The 20,242-nt window shown below is 62.2% G+C and carries 14 protein-coding genes; 12 read left to right on the top strand and 2 right to left on the bottom strand.

The window, feature by feature from the left end; genetic code table 11:
- The first annotated feature begins 36 nt into the window (after window positions 1-36).
- Window positions 37-882 carry a choline ABC transporter permease subunit gene (gene choW / locus TU82_RS13035; protein ID WP_057723586.1) on the top strand — a complete coding sequence of 282 codons (846 nt, stop codon included), beginning with the start codon at window positions 37-39 and terminating at the stop codon, window positions 880-882.
- Window positions 879-2,057, top strand: coding sequence for a choline ABC transporter ATP-binding protein (gene choV / locus TU82_RS13030; protein ID WP_057723585.1), 1,179 nt, complete (start codon window positions 879-881; stop codon window positions 2,055-2,057). The genes choW and choV overlap by 4 nt, the downstream gene beginning before the upstream one ends.
- A 178-nt stretch (window positions 2,058-2,235) precedes the next feature.
- On the opposite strand, the gene TU82_RS13025 is transcribed toward choV, so the two are convergent.
- Window positions 2,236-4,170 (bottom strand): BCCT family transporter, encoded by a 1,935-nt coding sequence (locus TU82_RS13025; RefSeq protein ID WP_231982802.1) that lies wholly within the window; start codon window positions 4,168-4,170, stop codon window positions 2,236-2,238.
- 390 nt (window positions 4,171-4,560) lie between these two features.
- Between TU82_RS13025 and betI the strand changes: the two genes are divergently transcribed.
- The 10 genes from betI to yccS all read left to right on the top strand — a co-directional run bounded on the left by betI (window position 4,561) and on the right by yccS (window position 19,316).
- A complete protein-coding gene (betI, locus tag TU82_RS13020) occupies window positions 4,561-5,163 on the top strand; it encodes a transcriptional regulator BetI (protein WP_057723583.1) in 603 nt (200 codons plus the stop codon).
- Between the two features lie 50 nt (window positions 5,164-5,213).
- Window positions 5,214-6,686 (top strand): betaine-aldehyde dehydrogenase, encoded by a 1,473-nt coding sequence (betB, locus tag TU82_RS13015; RefSeq protein ID WP_057723582.1) that lies wholly within the window; start codon window positions 5,214-5,216, stop codon window positions 6,684-6,686.
- 159 nt (window positions 6,687-6,845) lie between these two features.
- Window positions 6,846-8,540, top strand: a complete 1,695-nt coding sequence (gene betA, locus TU82_RS13010) for a choline dehydrogenase (protein ID WP_057723581.1) — start codon at window positions 6,846-6,848, stop codon at window positions 8,538-8,540.
- A 195-nt stretch (window positions 8,541-8,735) separates the two neighbouring features.
- Window positions 8,736-10,178 (top strand): TldD/PmbA family protein, encoded by a 1,443-nt coding sequence (locus TU82_RS13005; RefSeq protein WP_057723580.1) that lies wholly within the window; start codon window positions 8,736-8,738, stop codon window positions 10,176-10,178.
- The gene (locus TU82_RS13000; RefSeq protein ID WP_057723579.1) at window positions 10,178-11,494 is read left to right on the top strand and encodes a TldD/PmbA family protein; all 1,317 of its coding nucleotides are present in this window, start codon (window positions 10,178-10,180) and stop codon (window positions 11,492-11,494) included. The genes TU82_RS13005 and TU82_RS13000 overlap by 1 nt, the downstream gene beginning before the upstream one ends.
- 255 nt (window positions 11,495-11,749) lie before the next feature.
- On the top strand, window positions 11,750-12,640 hold the full coding sequence (locus TU82_RS12995) for an alpha/beta fold hydrolase (protein ID WP_057723578.1): 891 nt from the start codon (window positions 11,750-11,752) through the stop codon (window positions 12,638-12,640).
- 36 nt (window positions 12,641-12,676) lie between these two features.
- Window positions 12,677-14,104: a multidrug transporter subunit MdtD gene (gene mdtD, locus TU82_RS12990; protein ID WP_057723577.1), complete on the top strand. Its 1,428-nt coding sequence runs from the start codon at window positions 12,677-12,679 to the stop codon at window positions 14,102-14,104.
- A gap of 130 nt (window positions 14,105-14,234) precedes the next feature.
- Entirely contained in the window at window positions 14,235-15,572 is a 1,338-nt protein-coding gene (dbpA, locus tag TU82_RS12985) for an ATP-dependent RNA helicase DbpA (protein WP_231982804.1), read from the top strand.
- 159 nt (window positions 15,573-15,731) lie between these two features.
- Window positions 15,732-16,910: a BaiN/RdsA family NAD(P)/FAD-dependent oxidoreductase gene (locus tag TU82_RS12980; protein ID WP_057723709.1), complete on the top strand. Its 1,179-nt coding sequence runs from the start codon at window positions 15,732-15,734 to the stop codon at window positions 16,908-16,910.
- A gap of 222 nt (window positions 16,911-17,132) precedes the next feature.
- Window positions 17,133-19,316: a YccS family putative transporter gene (gene yccS, locus TU82_RS12975; protein WP_057723576.1), complete on the top strand. Its 2,184-nt coding sequence runs from the start codon at window positions 17,133-17,135 to the stop codon at window positions 19,314-19,316.
- A gap of 111 nt (window positions 19,317-19,427) precedes the next feature.
- Here the strand turns inward: yccS and TU82_RS12970 are convergent, their stop codons facing one another.
- Window positions 19,428-20,165: a substrate-binding periplasmic protein gene (locus TU82_RS12970; RefSeq protein WP_057723575.1), complete on the bottom strand. Its 738-nt coding sequence runs from the start codon at window positions 20,163-20,165 to the stop codon at window positions 19,428-19,430.
- Window positions 20,166-20,242 lie beyond the last annotated feature (77 nt).

Genomic DNA, 20,242 nt, shown 5'->3' with positions numbered 1-20,242 from the left:
GGATGTATTCCCCTTCGCATGTGGACATTCACTACCATGCTGACTGAACAGAAAATCCCACTAGGCCAGTACATCGCTGCCTTCGTCGACTGGTTGACCCAACACGGTGCCAACTACTTCGACGCAATCGCATCGACACTGGAAACGATGATCCACGGCGTGACGTTTGCGCTGACCTGGTTCAATCCGCTGGCATTGATCGGTCTGATTGCGCTGCTGGCTCACTTTATCCAACGTAAATGGGGACTGACTATTTTTGTCATTGCCTCCTTCCTGCTGATCCTTAACCTCGGGTACTGGCAGGAAACCATGGAAACCCTCGCCCAGGTGCTCTTCGCCACCCTGGTCTGCGTGGTCATCGGCGTGCCGCTGGGCATTGTTGCCGCGCACAAACCGATGTTCTACACCATGATGCGACCGGTACTCGATCTGATGCAGACCGTACCGACCTTCGTCTACCTCATCCCTACCCTGACCCTCTTCGGGCTGGGTGTGGTGCCTGGGCTGATTTCCACGGTGGTGTTCGCGATTGCCGCGCCGATCCGCCTGACCTACCTGGGTATCCGTGATGTCCCGCAGGAGTTGATGGACGCCGGCAAGGCCTTTGGCTGCTCGCGCCGTCAGCTGCTCTCGCGCATCGAACTGCCTCACGCCATGCCGAGCATTGCCGCCGGCATTACCCAATGCATCATGCTGTCGTTGTCGATGGTGGTGATCGCCGCGCTGGTCGGCGCCGATGGCCTCGGCAAGCCGGTGGTCAACGCACTCAACACCGCCGACATCGCCCTGGGCTTCGAAGCCGGCCTTGCGATCGTGCTGCTGGCCATCATGCTCGACCGTATCTGCAAACAACCCGACGCCAAAGTAGGGGGTGATGCATGAGCATTATCCGATTCGACAATGTCGACGTGATCTTCTCCAAAGACCCACGCGAAGCGCTCAAGCTGCTGGACCAGGGCATGAGCCGCAATGAAATCCTGAAAAAGACCGGCCAGATCGTCGGCGTGGAAAAAGCCAGCCTGGATGTCGAGAAAGGCGAGATCTGCGTGCTGATGGGCCTGTCGGGCTCCGGCAAATCCAGCCTGCTGCGCTGCATCAACGGCCTCAACACCGTCAGCCGTGGCCAACTGTTCGTGGAGCATGAAGGTCGCCAGATCGACATCGCGTCCTGCACGCCGGCCGAGCTGAAAATGATGCGCACCAAACGCATCGCCATGGTGTTCCAGAAGTTCGCCCTGATGCCCTGGCTGACGGTGCGCGAAAACATCAGCTTTGGCCTGGAAATGCAGGGTCGCCCGGAAAAGGAACGGCGCGCGCTGGTCGACGAAAAACTCGAACTGGTGGGCCTGACCCAATGGCGCAACAAGAAGCCGGACGAGCTGTCCGGCGGCATGCAGCAACGCGTCGGCCTGGCACGCGCGTTGGCGATGGACGCTGACATCCTGCTGATGGACGAGCCCTTCTCCGCCCTCGACCCGCTGATCCGCCAAGGTCTGCAGGATGAACTGCTGGAGCTGCAACGCAAGCTGAGCAAGACCATCGTGTTCGTCAGCCACGACCTCGACGAGGCGCTGAAACTCGGCAGCCGCATCGCGATCATGAAAGACGGCAAGATCATCCAGTACAGCGTGCCGGAAGAGATCGTGCTGAACCCGGCGGACGACTATGTGCGCACCTTCGTCGCCCATACCAATCCGCTGAACGTACTGTGCGGCCGCAGCCTGATGCGCACCCTGGACAACTGCACGCGGGTGAACGGTTCGGTATGCCTGGACCCGGGCGGCGACTCGTGGCTGGACCTGGCCGAAGGCAACACCATCCAGGGCGCGCGTCAGAATGGCATGGCGATGAACCTGCAGAACTGGGCGCCGGGGCAAGCGGTGGAAGGGCTGGGCCGGGTGCCGACCCTGGTGGACTCCAATATCGGCATGCGCGATGCGTTGCAGATTCGCTATCAGACAGGCAACAAGCTGGTGTTGCATGACAACAACAAAGTGGTGGGGATCCTCGGCGACAGCGAGCTCTACCATGCCCTGCTGGGCAAGAACCTGGGCTAGAACCTTATTGATCGTTGGAGCCATCAATAGCCCCCTGTAGGAGCGAGCTTGCTCGCGAAAAACGAGCGAGCGACACGGGCTACCAGATTAGCGCTGCGTTATCGTTCACGTCTTTCGCGAGCAAGCTCGCTCCTACAGGGAGCCGGGGCGTCAGGACAACGCCACCGGCCTTCAAGCATCAGCTGTAGACCCGGCCAAGGAGCTGCCGATGGCTTTCAAACTGATCGAGCACATCCCGGGTGATCTGCTCCTGAGTGAAGCCCATCAGGTCGTATTCCTGAGCACCGTTGTGCAGGTAGACCTCGGCACGGTAGTAGCGCGTACGTTCTTCCTCAGGCAGGTCGCTCGGCGCCGACGAATAGGCATCCAGGCTGACTTCGTAGACAAACGGGTTGCCCTCCTCCCTCTCGATCCGTACACCGATGCAGCGCTTGGATTTGCCGAGCAAGGTCTGCACGTGCAAGCCCTGCTCACGCAACGCAGACGCGGCTTCTTCCAGCGCCGGCGTAACGTGCTTGTCCATGAAACGCTGCACGGTGCCCTGGCTCGGCTGCAGGTCCAGCGCGGTCAAGCGCTCGCTGAAACCACGACGGCCGCGCTCAGCCAATTGCGCCTGCTCCTGTTCGATCGCCATGTCCTGGCGCATCGCCTTGTGCAAACCGAACATAAACAGCACCAGCACCACCGAGAACGGCAGTCCCGCCAGCACCACCATGGTCTGCATGGCTTCGAAGTTGCCGGCGAACAGCAGGCCGATGGTCACCAAGGTGATCACCGCCGACCAGAAGATCCGCAGCCAGTGCGGCGCGTCTTCGTCCACGTTGCCGCCAGTGCACGACAGGTTGGCCATCATCACCGCGCCGGAATCCGCCGGGGTCAGGAACAGCACGAAGCCCACGAAGATCGACACACCAATGACGACTTTCGACGCCGGGTAATGTTCCAGCAGTTGGTAGATAGCCATGGACGGCTGTTCCAGGGCGGTCTTGCCCAACTCCACCGCACCGTGGTTCAACACCAGGTCCAGGGCCGAGTTGCCGAAGATCGACAACCACGCCAGGGTAAAGCCCAGCGGGATCAGCAACACGCCCGCCACCAGTTCGCGCACGGTCCGCCCACGGGAAATACGCGCGATGAACATGCCCACGAAGGGCGCCCAGGAAATCCACCAGGCCCAGTAGAACAGGGTCCACAGGCCCATCCAGCGCTCGGTCTTGGCACCGTCGCCTTCATACACATACAGGTCGAAGGTTTTCAGCACGATACCGTTGAGGTAATCGCCGGTGTTCTGCACCAGGCCATTGAGCAGATGCAGGGTCGGGCCGAACAGCAGCACGAAGATCAGCAAACCGCTGAACAGCACGATATTGAGGTTGGACAGACGGCGAATGCCGTTCTCCACACCCGACACGGCGGCGATGGTCGCCACCGTGCTCATCACGATGATCACGATCAGCAGGTTGGTATTGCTGTGCTGCATGCCGAACAGGTTTTCCAGCCCGGACGAGACCTGCATCGAGCCGATCCCCAAGTTGGTCACCAGGCCGAGCAAGGTCACGAACATGCCGAAACCGTCCACCGCATGGCCGGCCGCGCCTTTCACCCAACGCTCGCCCACCAGCGGGTACAGCGCCGAGCGCAAGGCCAGCGGCTGGTTATGGCGGTACGCAAAGTACGCCACGGCCAGGCCGACCAGGGCATAGATCGCCCAGCCGTGCAGGCCCCAATGCAGGAAGGTCAACTGCAGCGCCTGGCGTGCGGCGCTATTGCTGGCGGCTGCGCCTTCGGGCGGGTTGAAGTAGTGGTCCAGGGGCTCGGAGGCGCCGAAGTACAGCAGCGAAATACCGATGCCCGACGAGAACAACATGCCGGCCCAGGCGCCGTAGCTGAAGTCCGGGGTGTCGTCCTTACTGCCCAGTTTCAATTTGCCATAGGACGAAAACGCCAGGCCGACCACGAAGACGAGGTAGGCGGCGATGACCACCATGTAGTACCAGCCGAAACTTTTCGACAGCCAGGCCTGGGCGACGCCGAGCATGCGCCCGGCCTCCTGCGGGGCGATGATCAGAATGGCGGTCAACAACAGAATCAAGGCGGTGGAGGTGTAGAACACCCAACCGTTGACCCGAACCTTTTCCGGCGGGGTCTTTATAAGAGAGGCAGAACTCATGGCGCAGATGCTCCGGGCAGTGCGAGAGAGAAACACAAGGCAACGGTTATCCCGGGACATCGATTTTTCGGCAGTCGACGGACGGGTGTTATAAAGACATCCCGAAAATCCTGAACCTCGCCGAAGCGGTGCTCAGGCCCTGATACGGCCTGTTTCAGGGGTTTTCGCAGGTGTCAGCGGTCGCGGCTCTCAGGTAGGAAACATCTGTAGGCAGCGACCATTTGTCGCAGAGCTTATTCTTTGTTGATTGAACGTTCAATCAAAACAAAATAGACTGGCCCTCAAGCCGACGGACGTGGATCGCCTGTCGGCAGGCCAAAGGAGAGGTGCTACATGCCCAAGGTCGGTATGCAACCCATACGCCGCCAGCAGTTGATCGAAGCCACGATGACGGCCATCGATCAAGTCGGAATGGGAGATGCCAGCATTGCGCTGATCGCCCGTTTGGCAGGCGTCTCGAACGGCATCATCAGTCACTACTTTCGGGACAAGAACGGCCTGATCGCGGCGACGATGCAGTACTTGATGAGCGTGCTGATGGAAAACATCCACGCTCGTCGCCAAGCGTTGAAGGATGACAGCCCGCGCGCCCACCTCCAGGTGATCGTCGCCGGCAACTTCGACGCCAGCCAGGTCAACGGCCCGGCAATGAAAACCTGGCTGGCCTTCTGGGCCTCCAGCATGCACCACCCGTCTTTGCACCGGTTGCAGCGGATCAACGATCAACGTCTGTATTCCAACCTGTGCTGCCAGTTCCGCCGTGCGCTGCCATTGCCCGAAGCACGCAGCGCAGCCCGAGGCCTGGCGGCCCTGATCGACGGTTTGTGGTTGCGCGGTGCCCTGTCGGGAGACGCTTTCGACACGGAGCAGGCGCAACGCATTGCGCACGAATACATGGATTTTCAATTGGCCAAGCAGGTGAGTCAGAGCACATAACCGCTCAACTCCCGAACCGCGCCAACCACTTATGCACTTGCGAGGACTTTATGGCCCGTTTCGAACTGCAAAAACTCTACATTGACGGCGGCTACAGCGACGCTGGCAGCGATGCCACCTTCGAAGCCATCAACCCGGCTAACGGTGAAGTTCTCGCCCAAGTGCAACGCGCAACGAAGGAAGACGTTGAGCGCGCCGTGGTCAGCGCCGAAAAAGGCCAGAAAATCTGGGCCGCCATGACCGCCATGGAGCGTTCGCGCATCCTGCGTCGCGCCGTCGACATCCTGCGCGAGCGCAACGATGAGCTGGCCGCCCTGGAAACCCTGGACACCGGCAAGGCGTTCTCCGAAACCAAATACGTCGACATCGTCACCGGCGCCGACGTGCTGGAATACTACGCGGGCCTGGTGCCGGCCATCGAAGGCGAGCAGATTCCACTGCGCGACACCTCCTTCGTCTACACCCGCCGCGAGCCGCTGGGCGTGGTCGCCGGTATCGGCGCGTGGAACTACCCGATCCAGATCGCCCTGTGGAAATCCGCTCCGGCCCTGGCCGCCGGTAACGCGATGATCTTCAAGCCCAGCGAAGTCACCTCGCTGACCACCCTGAAACTGGCCGAGATCTACACCGAAGCCGGTGTGCCGGCCGGCGTGTTCAACGTCCTGACCGGCAGCGGCCGTGAAGTCGGCACCTGGCTGACCGAGCACCCGCGCATCGAGAAAGTCTCGTTCACCGGCGGCACCGACACCGGCAAGAAAGTCATGGCCAGCGCGTCCAGCTCGTCGCTCAAGGAAGTGACCATGGAACTGGGCGGCAAGTCGCCGCTGATCGTGTTCGAAGACGCCGACCTGGACCGTGCCGCGGATATCGCGATGATGGCCAACTTCTACAGCTCCGGCCAGGTCTGCACCAACGGCACCCGCGTGTTCGTGCCCAAGCACCTGCAAGCGGCGTTCGAAGCCAAGATTCTTGAACGCGTTGCGCGCATCCGTGTGGGCGACCCGCAGGACGACACCACCAACTTCGGCCCGCTGGTCAGCTTCGCCCACATGGAAAGCGTGCTGGGCTACATCGCCAAAGGCAAAGAGCAAGGCGCGCGCCTGCTGTGCGGCGGCGACCGCCTGACCGACGGCGACCTGGCCAAAGGCGCGTTCGTGGCGCCGACGGTGTTCACCGACTGCACAGACGACATGGTGATCGTGCGTGAAGAAATCTTCGGCCCGGTGATGAGCATCCTCACCTACGAAACCGAAGAAGAAGTGATCCGCCGCGCCAACGACACCGACTTCGGCCTGGCCGCCGGCCTTGTAACCCGCGACCTGAACCGCGCCCACCGCGTGATTCATCAGCTGGAAGCGGGTATCTGCTGGATCAACGCCTGGGGCGAGTCCGACGCGAAGATGCCGGTCGGGGGCTACAAGCAATCGGGTGTGGGCCGTGAGAACGGGATCAGCTCGCTGAACAACTTCACGCGCATCAAATCGGTACAGGTTGAATTGGGTGATTACGCCTCGGTGTTCTGACACCTGGGATTTGTATTGCCTTTGAGGCCGCCATCGGGGGCAAGCCCCCTCCCACATTTGACTGTGTTTACACATCTGAACTTGCGAACACAGTCAGTGTGGGAGGGGGCTTGCCCCCGATGAGGCCCGACCTGACCACACATCAAGAGGGTGCATTCAATGTCCCAAGAATACGACTACATCATTGTGGGTGCCGGCTCCGCCGGTAACACCCTGGCGACCCGTCTGACCGAAGACGAAGGCGTCACCGTTCTGCTGCTCGAAGCCGGTGGCCCCGACTACCGCCTCGACTTCCGTACCCAGATGCCGGCCGCCCTGGCCTTCCCGCTGCAGGGCCGCCGCTACAACTGGGCCTACGAAACCGATCCGGAGCCACACATGGACGGCCGCCGCATGGAGTGCGGTCGCGGCAAGGGCCTGGGCGGCTCTTCGCTGATCAACGGCATGTGCTACATCCGCGGCAACGCCATGGACTACGACAACTGGTCGAAGCTGCCGGGCCTGGAAGACTGGACCTACCTGGACTGCCTGCCGTATTTCCGCAAGGCCGAGACGCGCGACATCGGCCCCAACGACTACCACGGCGGCGACGGCCCGGTCAGCGTGACCACGCCGAAAGCGGGCAATAACCCGCTGTTCCACGCCATGGTCGAAGCCGGCGTACAGGCCGGTTACCCACGTACCGAAGACTTGAACGGCTACCAGCAGGAAGGCTTCGGCCCGATGGACCGTACCGTCACGCCCAATGGCCGTCGCGCCAGCACCGCACGCGGTTACCTGGACACCGCCAAAAAGCGTTCGACCCTGACCATCGTTACCCACGCCCTCACCGACAAAGTGTTGTTCGAAGGCAAACGTGCCGTTGGCGTGCGTTACCTGATCGGCGCCGCCGAAGAGCGCGTCGAAGCCCGTGCGCGCAAGGAAGTGCTGGTGTGCAGCGGTGCAATCGCCTCGCCGCAACTGCTGCAACGCTCCGGCGTCGGCCCGGCCAAATTGCTGGAAAGCCTCGACATCCCGGTGGTCCATGACCTGCCGGGCGTCGGCGAAAACCTGCAGGATCACCTTGAGCTGTACCTGCAATACGCCTGCACCCAGCCGGTGTCGCTGTACCCCTCGCTGCTCTGGTACAACCAGCCGGCCATTGGTGCCGAATGGCTGTTCAACGGCACCGGCATCGGCGCCAGCAACCAGTTCGAGGCCGGCGGCTTTATCCGTTCGCGTCCGGATTTCGAATGGCCGAACATTCAGTACCACTTTCTGCCGGTCGCGATTAACTACAACGGCAGCAATGGTGTGAAAGAGCACGGTTTCCAGGCACACATGGGCTCCATGCGTTCGCCGAGCCGTGGTCGCGTGCAACTGAAGTCGAAGAACCCACGGGACTACCCGAGCATCCTCTTCAACTACATGGCCACCGAGCAGGACTGGCAGGAATTTCGCGATGGCATCCGCCTGACCCGCGAAATCATGCAACAGCCGGCGCTGGACCCGTATCGCGGCCGCGAAATCAGCCCAGGTATTGAAGTGCAAACCGATGAGCAACTGGACAAGTTCATCCGCGAGCACGCCGAAACCGCGTTCCACCCGTCCTGCTCGTGCAAGATGGGCACCGACGAGATGGCGGTGGTCGATGGCGAAGGCCGCGTGCACGGCATGCAGGGTTTGCGCGTGGTCGATGCGTCGATCATGCCGATCATCACCACCGGCAACCTGAACGCACCGACGATCATGATCGCCGAGAAAATCGCCGACAAGATTCGTGGCCGCCAGCCGCTGCCGCGCAGCACCGCCGACTACTACGTCGCAGGCGATGCGCCGGTGCGTGGCAAGCCGATGCGTGAAATTGCGCAGTAACTGAAAGACTGCGGCGCTCCCATCGGGGACAAGCCCCCTCCCACACTTTGATTTGTGAACACCTTCAAATGTGGGAGGGGGCTTGCCCCCGATGAGGCCCGAACAAACACCACACAACCACCTCCCTTGATCAGCTCCCTGCCCCGGCCTACTCTGTTGGTCTGCCCGCGCTGAGCCGCCCACAAGGAAGGCCCCATGTTCGAACACCACGCTACGCTCAAGAAACACTTCAGTGCCCTGCGCACCAACGCCCAATTCTTCTCCCTGCGCTATGTCCGCGAATCCGGCCGCTACCTGTCGGTGCGCAAGAACGTCGCCGAACCGCCCCACCTGAGCCATGACGAAGGCGCCATGCTCACCGTGCGCCTCAACGGCGTGGAAGCCTACGCCGCGACCAACGACATTTCCCTGGCCGGCCTGCAAGCCGCCCTCGAGCGCGCCGAGCAGCAAGCCCGGCAGATCCTGCCCCATGCCCTGCTCGACCTGCGTGAGCAAGCGGTGTCCAGCGACATTGCCGATTATCTGTCGCCCGATTTCGACCAGCCCTTCCCGTCCCTGAGCGACTGTTATCAACTGCTCGGCGATGAGTCGGCCGCCGTGCCCAGGGACGAGCGCCTGGTGAGCTGGGACGTGAGTCTGGGCCAGACTACCGTCGAACAGATCTACCTCAATACGGCTGGCGCCGAACTGCGCCAGGCTCAGCGCTTTGTATTTCCCGGCGTCAACGTCACAGCCTTCGATGGCAACGACAGCCAGACCCGCACCCTGGGCGGCAGCAACTTCGGCCAGCAAGGCGGGTTTGACGTGATCAGCCGCTTCGGCCTGATCGGCGCCGCGCCGCGCGTGGCCGACGAAGCGTTGCAATTGCTGCTGGCACCGAACACGCCCCAGGGTCCACGTGATCTGCTGCTGATGCCCGACCAGATGATCCTGCAGATCCACGAGTCCATCGGCCATCCGCTGGAGCTGGACCGCATCCTTGGCGACGAGCGCAACTACGCCGGCACCAGCTTCGTGAAGGCCAGCGACTTCGGTCACCTGCAATATGGCTCCAAACTGCTCAACGTGACGTTCGACCCGGACATCCCCGAGCAGCTCGCCAGCTACAGCCATGACGATGACGGCACCCGCGCCAGCAAGCAATTCCTGATCCGCGAAGGGCTGCTGCTCAAGCCGTTGGGCGGTGCGTTGTCGCAATTTCGCGCCAACCTGCCAGGCGTCGCCAACAGCCGTTCCAGCGGCTGGAACCGCCCGCCCATCGATCGCATGGCCAACCTGAATATCGAGCCCGGCGATAAAAACTTCGCGCAATTGGTGGGCGGTATTGAACACGGCATCCTGATGTCGACCAACCGCTCGTGGTCCATCGACGATGCGCGCAACAAGTTCCAGTTCGGGTGTGAGTGGGGCCGGTTGATCGAAAACGGCGAACTCAAGGGTGTGGTGAAGAACCCCAACTATCGCGCCATTTCCGCACAGTTCTGGCGCAACCTCAGCGCGGTCGGCGATGCCAGCACCTTCAAGGTGTTGGGCACGCCGAACTGCGGCAAGGGCGAACCCAACCAGGTGATCCGCGTCGGCCATGCGTCGCCGGCCTGTGTGTTCAGTAACGTCGATGTATTCGGGGGGGACGCCTGATGAACAATTTCAAGGCACTGGTGGACTGGCTCAAGCAGGCCATCACCGACAAGGAACAATTTCACCTGGGTTATGCGGATGAAGCGTCAGAATTCGTGCGTTTCAACCACGCGCAGGTGCGCCAGGCCGGCCAGGTGCAACAGGCCAGCCTGAACCTCAAGCTGATCAACGAGGGCCGCCACGCTGACCTGGGCATCACCCTGTCCGGCGAGCCGGATCTGGATCGCCAGCGTCTGGCCGATGGCCTGCAACAGCTGCGTGAAACCTTGCCGTTGCTGCCGCCGGACCCATACCTGTTGCTGAATCACAGCGCCTGGGAAAGCCACAATGAACAACTGCGGCCCCTGCCGGAGCTGGCCCAGGTGCTGCAAGACATCAGCCAGGCCGCCGAAGGCGTGGACCTGGTCGGTTTCTATGCCGCCGGCCCCATCAGCCGTGGCTTTGCCAGCTCCAACGGCGCGTTCGGCTGGCACCAGGCCAATAGCTTCAACTTTGACTTCAGCCTGTTCCACGCCAATGGCGAAGCGGTCAAGGCCAGCTATGCCGGGCACACCTGGGACAGCGCCGAGTTCGCCCGGCGCGTCCAACAGGCCCGCGATCAGCTCCACTTCCTGGGCCGACCGCTGTACCCGCTGGCGCCCGGACAGTACCGCGCCTACCTCGCGCCGGCGGCACTCGAAGAGCTCATCAGCATTATTACCTGGGGTGGTTTTTCCGCGCAGGCCATCGCCAGCAAAGGCAGCTCGTTGCAACGCCTGTATGCCGGCGAACAACAGCTGAGCCCGCTGGTGACGGTGACCGAGCAGATCAGCGGTTCACTGAGCCAGGCCTTTTCCAGCGAAGGCTACCCGCGCAGCGATGTCAGGTTGATCAATGCGGGCCGAGCCGACGGCCAACTGGTCAACTCGCGCAGCGCCGCCGAATATGGCCTGAGTGCCAACGGCGCCGGCAGCGACGAGTCCCCCAGCGCCCTGCAGATGGCCGCCGGCAACCTGGCCCAGGCCGATATCCTCAAGCAATTGGGCACCGGGTTGTACATCAGCAACCTGTGGTACCTGAACTACTCCGACCTGCCGGCGGCGCGCCTGACCGGCATGACCCGCTTCGCCACGTTCTGGGTGGAAGACGGCGAGATCAAGGCACCGGTCAGCACCATGCGCTTTGATGACAGCGTGTACAGCCTGCTGGGCTCGCAGTTGGAAGCGTTGACGGTCGAGCGAGAGCTGCTGTTGTCGGCCAGTACGTACAGCCAGCGCAACACCGCGTCGAATTTGCTGCCAGGCGCCTTGGTCAAACGCCTGACTCTCACCCTCTAAGCACCACACAACCAATGTGGGAGGGGGCTTGCCCCCGATGGCAGTGTCTCAGTCAGCGCATCAGAAACTGATACACCGCTATCGGGGGCAAGCCCCCTCCCACATTGGATTGCTGCTCTCTCAGACATCGCCTTGTCATCTCTTCCTACGGTCAATTCCCTTCTTCCCGGTCATCGCGGGCAGCCCTGTTGTCGCCCGCAAAAAACCTCGTTATAAGGGTTAATGGCATACCGCCACACCACAGGGAGTGCAGCGATGACCCAGGGAAGTTTTGTCATAGAGAAGCTGTACAAGCACTACAACGTCCACGTAGAGCAGCTGGGCAACGACCCGCACAGAAAAACCGTGCTGATGGTCAACGGCGCGCTGTCCACGACGCGCTCCTTTGCCCGCACCAGCAAATGCCTGGCCGAGCATTTCAATGTGCTGCTGTTCGACCTGCCTTTCTCCGGCTATTCCCGCGAATACAACACCGACCTCGACCTGGTCACCAAGGACGACGAAGTACAGATGTTGCGCGCGCTGGTGGAGCGTTTTGCCGTCAACCATCTGGTCTCGGCCTCATGGGGTGGCATTTCCACATTGCTGACCCTGGCCCATAACCCGCCGTCCATCGAAAGCTCGGTGGTGATGGCCCTGGCGCCCAACCTCAACCAGGCGATGCTCGAGTATGTGGAGCGCGTACGCGTGCTGATCGAGGCCGATGACAAATCCGCCGTCGGCCATCTGCTCAACGAGACGGTCGGCAAATACCTGTCGCCGCGCCTCAAGCGCAACAACCACCGCCATCTGTCGAACATGGCCACCACCGAGTATCGCCAGGCGCGGTTTCATATCCATCAGGTCCTGGCGCTGGGCGATGGCAACTACTTGCCGGCGCTGCGCCAAATTGCAACGCCGGTGCACTTCCTCAACGGTACGCTGGACGAATACACCCCCGCCGCCGAAGCCCGACTGTTCGGCGATTACGTGGCGCGCAGCAGTTTTGCCGTGGCCGAACACACCGGCCATCTGCTCGACCTGGAATCACGCGAGGCGGCGCTGAGTGTGCATCGCGCCTTGCTGGATTTTCTGGTGGGCGAGCACGCCGCGTTGTCGGAGTTAGACGAACCGCCAATGGGAAAAACAGCGACGAATGGCGCATAATCGCCGACACATAGCCTGCTAACAAAAAGGGTTCCCATGCCGAATCGTGCCCCTCTCGACGCCAAGACCGCCCGCTGGCTCCCCTGGGTGGTCGCGATTGCCTTCTTCATGCAGTCGCTGGACGGAACGATCCTCAACACGGCACTGCCGGCCATGGCCCGGGACCTCGCGGAAAATCCGCTGCGCATGCAGGGCGTGGTGATCGCCTACATGCTCACCGTCGCCTTGCTGATCCCCGCCTCGGGCTGGATCGCCGACCGCTTCGGCACCAGGAAAATCTTCTTTGGCGCGATCCTGCTGTTCAGCATCGGGTCATTGTTGTGCGCCCTGTCCAGCAGCTTGAGCATGCTGGTGGGTGCGCGGGTGATCCAGGGCCTGGGCGGGGCGCTGATGCTGCCGGTCGGGCGCCTGGTGGTCCTGCGCGCCTATCCCCGTTCCGAGCTGGTGCGGATCATGGGCTTCATTACCATCCCCGGCCTGCTCGGCCCGTTGCTCGGCCCGACCCTGGGCGGCTGGATGGTGCAATACCTGACCTGGCACTGGATCTTCCTGCTCAACCTGCCGGTGGGCATGCTCGGCTGCTACGCCGTGTGGAAGTTCATCCCCGACCTGCGCGGCAGCGAGCGCACGCGCTTCGATGGCCTGGGCTTTCTGCTGTTCGGCGCGGCCATGGTGCTGATCACTATTGCCATGGAGGGCCTGGGCGAACTGCACCTGCCGCACCTGCGGGTGATGTTGCTGCTGTTCGGCGGGCTGGCGTGCCTGGCGGCGTATTGGCTGCGCGCCGGGCATATCGACAACGCGCTGTTCTCGCCGGTGCTGTTCAAGACCCGTACCTTTGCCGTGGGCATTCTCGGCAACCTGTTCGCGCGCCTGGGCAGCGGCGCCCTGCCGTTCCTGGTACCGCTGCTGTTGCAAGTGGCGCTGGGTTATTCGCCGTCCCAGGCCGGCATGAGCATGCTGCCGCTGGCGGCGGCGGCGATGTTCGCCAAGTCCATCGCCCGGCCGCTGATCGAGCGCCTGGGTTATCGCGTGGTGCTCACCGGCAACACCCTGGCGCTGGGCGCCATGCTGGCGAGCATGGGCCTGGTCAGCGAGCAAACCCCGTATCCGCTGCTGTTGGGGATGCTGGCGGTGCTCGGTGCCATCAACTCCCTGCAATTCACGGCGATGAACACCGTCACCCTGATCGACCTCGACGACGCCCAGGCCAGCAGCGGCAACAGTCTGCTGTCGGTGGTGGCGCAACTGTCCCTGAGCCTGGGCGTGGCCTGCGCCGGTGCCCTGCTCGGCGGCTTCACTGCCGAAGCTGGCAACGATGGGGTGAACACGGTGCTCGGCGCGTTCCAGCTGACGTTTCTCACCGTGGGCATCATGGCCATGCTGGCGGCGGCGATCTTCCTGCAATTGTCGCCAAAAGACGGCAAACGCGTAGTCAGCCGCGAGCATGATATCGAGCACTGAGCGGCGTCTCGTCTAGAACTTGCGGGGAAATTCCCACGAGGCTGGTACACTGCGCGACATTTTGTTTTGCAGAGCCAGTCCCGTGACCACCATCGCCACCGCTTTTAATACTTTGCCCCTGTCCGCCGCCATGCTGGCTAACCTCGACTCGCTGGGTTATGTCGAGATGACGCAGATCCAGGCGCAGAGCTTGCCGGTGATCCTCAAGGGGCTGGACCTGATCGCCCAGGCCAAGACCGGCAGCGGCAAGACCGCCGCCTTCGGTATCGGCCTGCTCAACCCGATCAACCCGCGCTATTTCGGTTGCCAGGCCCTGGTGATGTGCCCGACACGCGAGCTGGCCGACCAGGTGGCCAAGGAAATCCGTCGCCTGGCCCGCGCCGAAGACAACATCAAGGTGCTGACCCTGTGCGGCGGCGTGTCCCTCGGCCCGCAGATCGCCTCGCTGGAACACGGCGCCCATGTGATCGTGGGCACGCCGGGTCGTATCCAGCAGCACCTGCGCAAGGGTTCGCTGGTACTCGACGGCCTGAACACGCTGATCCTCGACGAAGCCGATCGCATGCTCGACATGGGCTTCTACGACGCCATCGAAGACATCATCAGCAAGACCCCGCCACGCCGCCAGACCCTGCTGTTCTCGGCCACCTACCCGGTGAGCATCAAGCAGTTGGCCTCCAAGTTCATGCGCGCGCCGCAACAGGTGAAAGCCGAAGCGTTCCACTCCGACGACCAGATCGAACAGCGCTTCTACGAGATTTCCCCGGAAGAACGCATGGACGCCGTGACCAAGGTACTGGCGCACTTCCGCCCGGCGTCATGCGTGGCGTTCTGCTTTACCAAGCAGCAAGTGCAGGAAACCGTTGATCACCTGACGTCCAAAGGCATTTCCGCCGTCGGCCTGCATGGCGACCTGGAACAGCGCGACCGTGACCAGGTGCTGGCGATGTTCGCCAACCGCAGCACCTCGGTGCTGGTCGCCACCGACGTGGCCGCCCGCGGCCTGGACATCGACTCGCTGGACATGGTGATCAACGTCGAGCTGGCCCGCGATTCGGAAATTCACATTCACCGCGTCGGCCGTACCGGTCGCGCGGGTGAGACCGGCATCGCCATCAGCCTGGTAGCGCCGTCCGAAGCGCACCGCGCCCAGGCCATCGAGCAACTGCAGAAGTCGCCATTGAACTGGGACCAGTTGGACAACCTCAAGCCGCAGAGCGGTGGCCCGCTGCTGCCGGTGATGAGCACGTTGTGCATCGCCGCCGGCCGCAAGGACAAAGTGCGCCCGGGCGACATCCTCGGCGCATTGACGGGTGACGCCGGCATCCCGGGCGCCCAGGTCGGCAAGATCGCGATTTTCGACTTCCAGGCCTTCGTGGCCGTGGAACGCGGCATCGCCAAGCAGGCGCTGCAGCGTTTGAACGACGGCAAGATCAAGGGCCGTTCGTTGCGCGTGCGCATCCTGTAACACGACCCTTGATCCAATGAAGATCCAATGTGGGAGGGGGCTTGCCCCCGATAGCGGTGTATCAGTGATAGATGTACTGACTGACACACCGCCATCGGGGGCAAGCCCCCTCCCACATTTAACTGTATTTCAAATCAGAATTTGTATGAGGACATGGCTGTGCGCTCGACCGAAGTTGTGATCATTGGCGCCGGCGCCGCAGGCTTGATGTGCGCACTGACCGCCGCCGGACGCGGGCGCCAGGTGATGCTGATCGACCATGCGAACAAGGCCGGCAAAAAGATTCTGATGTCCGGCGGCGGCCGCTGCAATTTCACCAATCTGTACACAGAGCCCGCCAACTTCCTCTCGCACAATGCGCACTTCTGCAAGTCGGCCCTGGCGCGCTATACCCAGTGGGATTTCATCGGATTGGTGGCCAAGCACGGCGTGCCGTACCACGAAAAGAAACTCGGCCAGCTGTTCTGCGATAACAAGTCCAGCGACATCCTCGGCATGCTGCTCGATGAATGCATCCAGACCGGCGTTAGCCTGCACCTGGACACGTCCATCCAGGAAATCGCCAGGCTCGACAGCGGTTACCAGTTGCAGACCACCCTGGGTGAGTTGCGGTGCGAATCCCTGGTGATCGCCACCGGCGGTTTGTCGATTCCAACCCTCGGCGCCACCGGTTTTGGCTATCAAGTGGCCAGGCAATTCGGCCATCAACTGCTGCCGACCCGTGCGGGTCTGGTGCCGTTCACCATCACCGATCAGCTCAAGGAGCTGTGCGGCGAACTGTCCGGCACCTCGGTGGATTGCCTGGTCAGCTGCAACGGCCAAAGCTTTCGCGAGAACATCCTGTTTACCCATCGTGGCTTGAGCGGGCCGGCGATCCTGCAGATTTCCTCCTACTGGGAAACCGGCGACACCGTAGAGATCAACCTGCTGCCCGACCACGACGCCCACACCTGGCTGCAACAGCAGCAGGCCGAGCGCCCCAACAGCGAGCTCAAAACCCTGCTCGGTGAGATCTTCACCAAAAAGATGGCCAACCTGCTGGCGGACACCTGGTTCGCGTCCAAGCCGATGAAGCAGTACACCCATGCCGAAATCGCCGACATCGCCGAGAAACTCGGCAATTGGCAACTGGTGCCCGCGGGCACGGAGGGCTATCGCACGGCCGAAGTGACGCTGGGCGGGGTGGATACGCGGGAAGTGTCGTCCAAGACCCTGGAATCGCTGAAAAGCCCAGGGTTGTACTTTATTGGCGAAGTGCTGGATGTGACCGGTCACCTGGGCGGGTTCAACTTCCAGTGGGCGTGGGCTTCGGGCTACGCTGCCGCGCAATATGTCTGAAGGATGTACTCGGTCAAATGTGGGAGGGGGCTTGCTCCCGATGGCGGTGTGTCAGTTTGCACATGCAGTGGCTGACACACTGCTATCGGGGGCAAGCCCCCTCCCACATTTTGTTTTGCAGGGTGTCAGGGAAGTATTTGCACATCGATGTGATCACCACCCTTGCCGTGGCGTCCTTGATAGCTCAATTTAGCGACAACGTCCCGGAAGACTCCAGACTTCATGTCATCGACCTCGTTCAAGCAGTCCCTGCGACGCCTGTGGGCACTGGATAAATTCAGCTACAGCATTCGGGTCTTCATCGCCCTGACCGGCAGCATGGCGCTGTGCTGGTATCAGGATGAAATGACGTTGTTGATCCCGCTGTTCCTGGGGATTATCGCCAGCGCCCTGGCCGAGACCGATGACAGTTGGCAAGGCCGTCTCAATGCCCTGGCGGTGACGCTGGTGTGTTTCAGCATTGCCGCGCTGTCGGTGGAGCTGCTGTTCCCCTACCCCTGGATTTTCGCGATCTCCCTGGCCCTGGCCACGTTCGGCCTGACCATGCTCGGCGCGCTCGGCGAACGCTATGGCGCGATTGCCTCGGCCACGTTGATCCTGTCGGTCTACACCATGATCGGTGTGGACCAGCGCGGCGGTGCCGTCAGTGATTTCTGGCACGAGCCGTTGCTGCTGGTGGCGGGCGCGGCCTGGTACGGCGTGCTGTCGGTGCTGTGGCAGGCGCTGTTTTCCAACCAGCCGGTGCAGCAGAGCCTGGCGCGGTTGTTCCGCGAGCTGGGACGCTATCTCAAGCTAAAATCTTCATTGTTCGAGCCGATCCGCCAACTGGATGTGGAGGCACGCCGCCTGGAACTGGCCCAGCAGAACGGCCGGGTGGTCGCGGCATTGAATGCGGCCAAGGAAATCATCCTGCACCGCGTCGGCAACGGCCGGCCGGGCTCGAAGGTCAGCCGCTACCTGAAGCTGTACTTCCTGGCCCAGGACATTCACGAGCGCGCCAGTTCCTCCCACTACCCCTATAACGCCCTGGCCGAGGCCTTCTTTCACAGCGACGTGCTGTTTCGCTGCCAACGCCTGCTGCGTCAGCAAGGCAAGGCCTGCCAGGCACTGGCCGAGTCGATCCAATTGCGCCAGCCGTTCATTTATGACGCCAGCTTTGCCGAAGCCCTGGGCGACTTGAACGCCTCCCTGGAACACCTGCGCATCCAGAGCAACCCGGCCTGGCGCGGCCTGCTGCGCTCGTTGCGCGCCCTGGCCGCCAACCTGTCCACCCTCGACCGCCTGCTCGGCGACGCGAGCAACCCCGACGCCCTGGCCGACGCCACCGACAGCAACCTGCTGGACCGTGCCCCGCGCAACCTCAAGGAAATGTGGACGCGCCTGCGCACCCAGCTCACGCCGACCTCGCTGCTGTTTCGCCACGCCTTGCGCCTGTCCCTGGCATTGACCGTCGGCTACGCCACCCTGCATGCCATCCACGCCTCCCAGGGCTACTGGATCATCCTCACCACGCTGTTTGTTTGCCAACCGAACTACGGGGCGACGCGCCGCAAGCTCGGCCAGCGGATCATCGGCACCGCCATCGGCCTGACCGTGGCCTGGGCGCTGTTCGACCTGTTCCCGAGCCCGGTGGTGCAGTCGATGTTCGCCATCGCCGCCGGCCTGGTGTTCTTTATCAACCGCACCACGCGCTACACCCTGGCCACGGCGGCGATCACCCTGATGGTGCTGTTCTGCTTCAACCAGGTGGGCGATGGCTACGGACTGTTCCTGCCACGCCTGTTCGATACCTTGCTGGGCAGCCTGATCGCGGGGCTGGCGGTGTTCCTGTTCCTGCCCGACTGGCAAGGCCGGCGCCTGAACAAAGTGCTGGCCAACACCCTGACCTGCAACAGCATCTACCTGCGCCAGATCATGCAGCAGTACGCCGCCGGCAAGAGTGACGACCTGGCTTACCGCCTGGCCCGTCGCAACGCGCACAACGCCGATGCGGCGCTGTCCACCACCCTGGCGAATATGCTGATGGAGCCGGGGCACTTTCGTAAGGAGGCCGACGTGGGCTTCCGTTTCCTGGTGCTGTCGCACACCCTGCTCAGCTATCTGTCGGGCCTTGGCGCGCACCGCGATACCCAACTGCCGGCAGAGATGCGCGAGCAGTTGATCGAAGGCGCGGGCAACAGCCTGGCGGCGAGCATCGATGAGATCGCCACGGGGTTGGCGAACAAACAGCCGATTGCGATTCAGAGTGATGACGAGGAAGCGTTAGCGGCAGAGCTGGAACACATGCCGGATGAGATCGATGAGGGGCAACGGCTGGTGCAGACGCAGTTGGCGTTGATTTGTCGGCAGTTGGGGCCGTTGCGCACGCTGGCCGCGCATCTGATCAAGGATACCCGCGCGGCTTAGGTCGCCATCGGGGGCAAGCCCCCTCCCACACTGACTGTGTTCACAGATTCAGATGTGTGAATACAGTCAAATGTGGGAGGGGGCTTGCCCCCGATGAGGCCCGCAAGACCACTACATCCCATGCGCCTTCATCAACTTGGCATAACTGCCATCCGCCTTCATCCTGGCGATTTCCCGATCAAAGCCGGCAACGATCTGCGCATGCTCGGGGTTCTTCAGGCTGACCAGGATATGCAGGCTGTTCTCGCTCAGCGGCTCGCCCACGAACTCAACGGCGCTGCGCACCCTGGGTGATTCGCGCGCCAGGTAGTAACGCGCCACGAACTCATCTTCCAGGGTCAGGCGCACGCGTTTCGCCGCCAGCATCCGCACGGCCATGGCAAAGTCATGCACCGGCACTTTCTGTAACAGCGCATCCTGGTCGAACGCCGCCGAATAGGCATAACCGCGCACCACGGCGATGCTTTCGCCGTGCAACTGTTGCAGATCCTGATAATCGACAGGGTCGTCGCGACGCTTGATAAAGCGCACGCGGTTGACCAGGTATTGCGCGGAAAACTCGCCCAACTGCGTGCGGGCATCGTCGTACCAGGCGTTGATCAGCACGTCGTAGCGCCCATCGCCTACACCCTTGAGCGCGCGCGCCCACGGCACCTGTTCGAAATCACTCGCATACCCGGCCCGAGCCAATGCGGTGCTGACAATATCCGTAGCCAGCCCGCCGTTGACCAGGGTGACATCGGTAAACGGAGGCCAACCGTCCGCCACCAGGCGCAGACGCTGCGCCAATACCGGTTGAGCCAGCAACAACACTGCAATCAAAGCAACGGCACGAGACAATCGCGGCATGCTTAAAATCCTTGGCGGGCAGGCGATGGCCTGATAACAGTAGCTCATCAATGAGCTTGCATTGCTTATTACACAAA

Origin of the sequence: Pseudomonas orientalis (genome assembly GCF_001439815.1) — a bacterium.
Taxonomy (GTDB): Bacteria; Pseudomonadota; Gammaproteobacteria; order Pseudomonadales; family Pseudomonadaceae; genus Aquipseudomonas; species Aquipseudomonas orientalis.
Note: the sequence above shows the minus strand (reverse complement) of the source record. Positions and strands in the feature narration are given on the sequence as shown.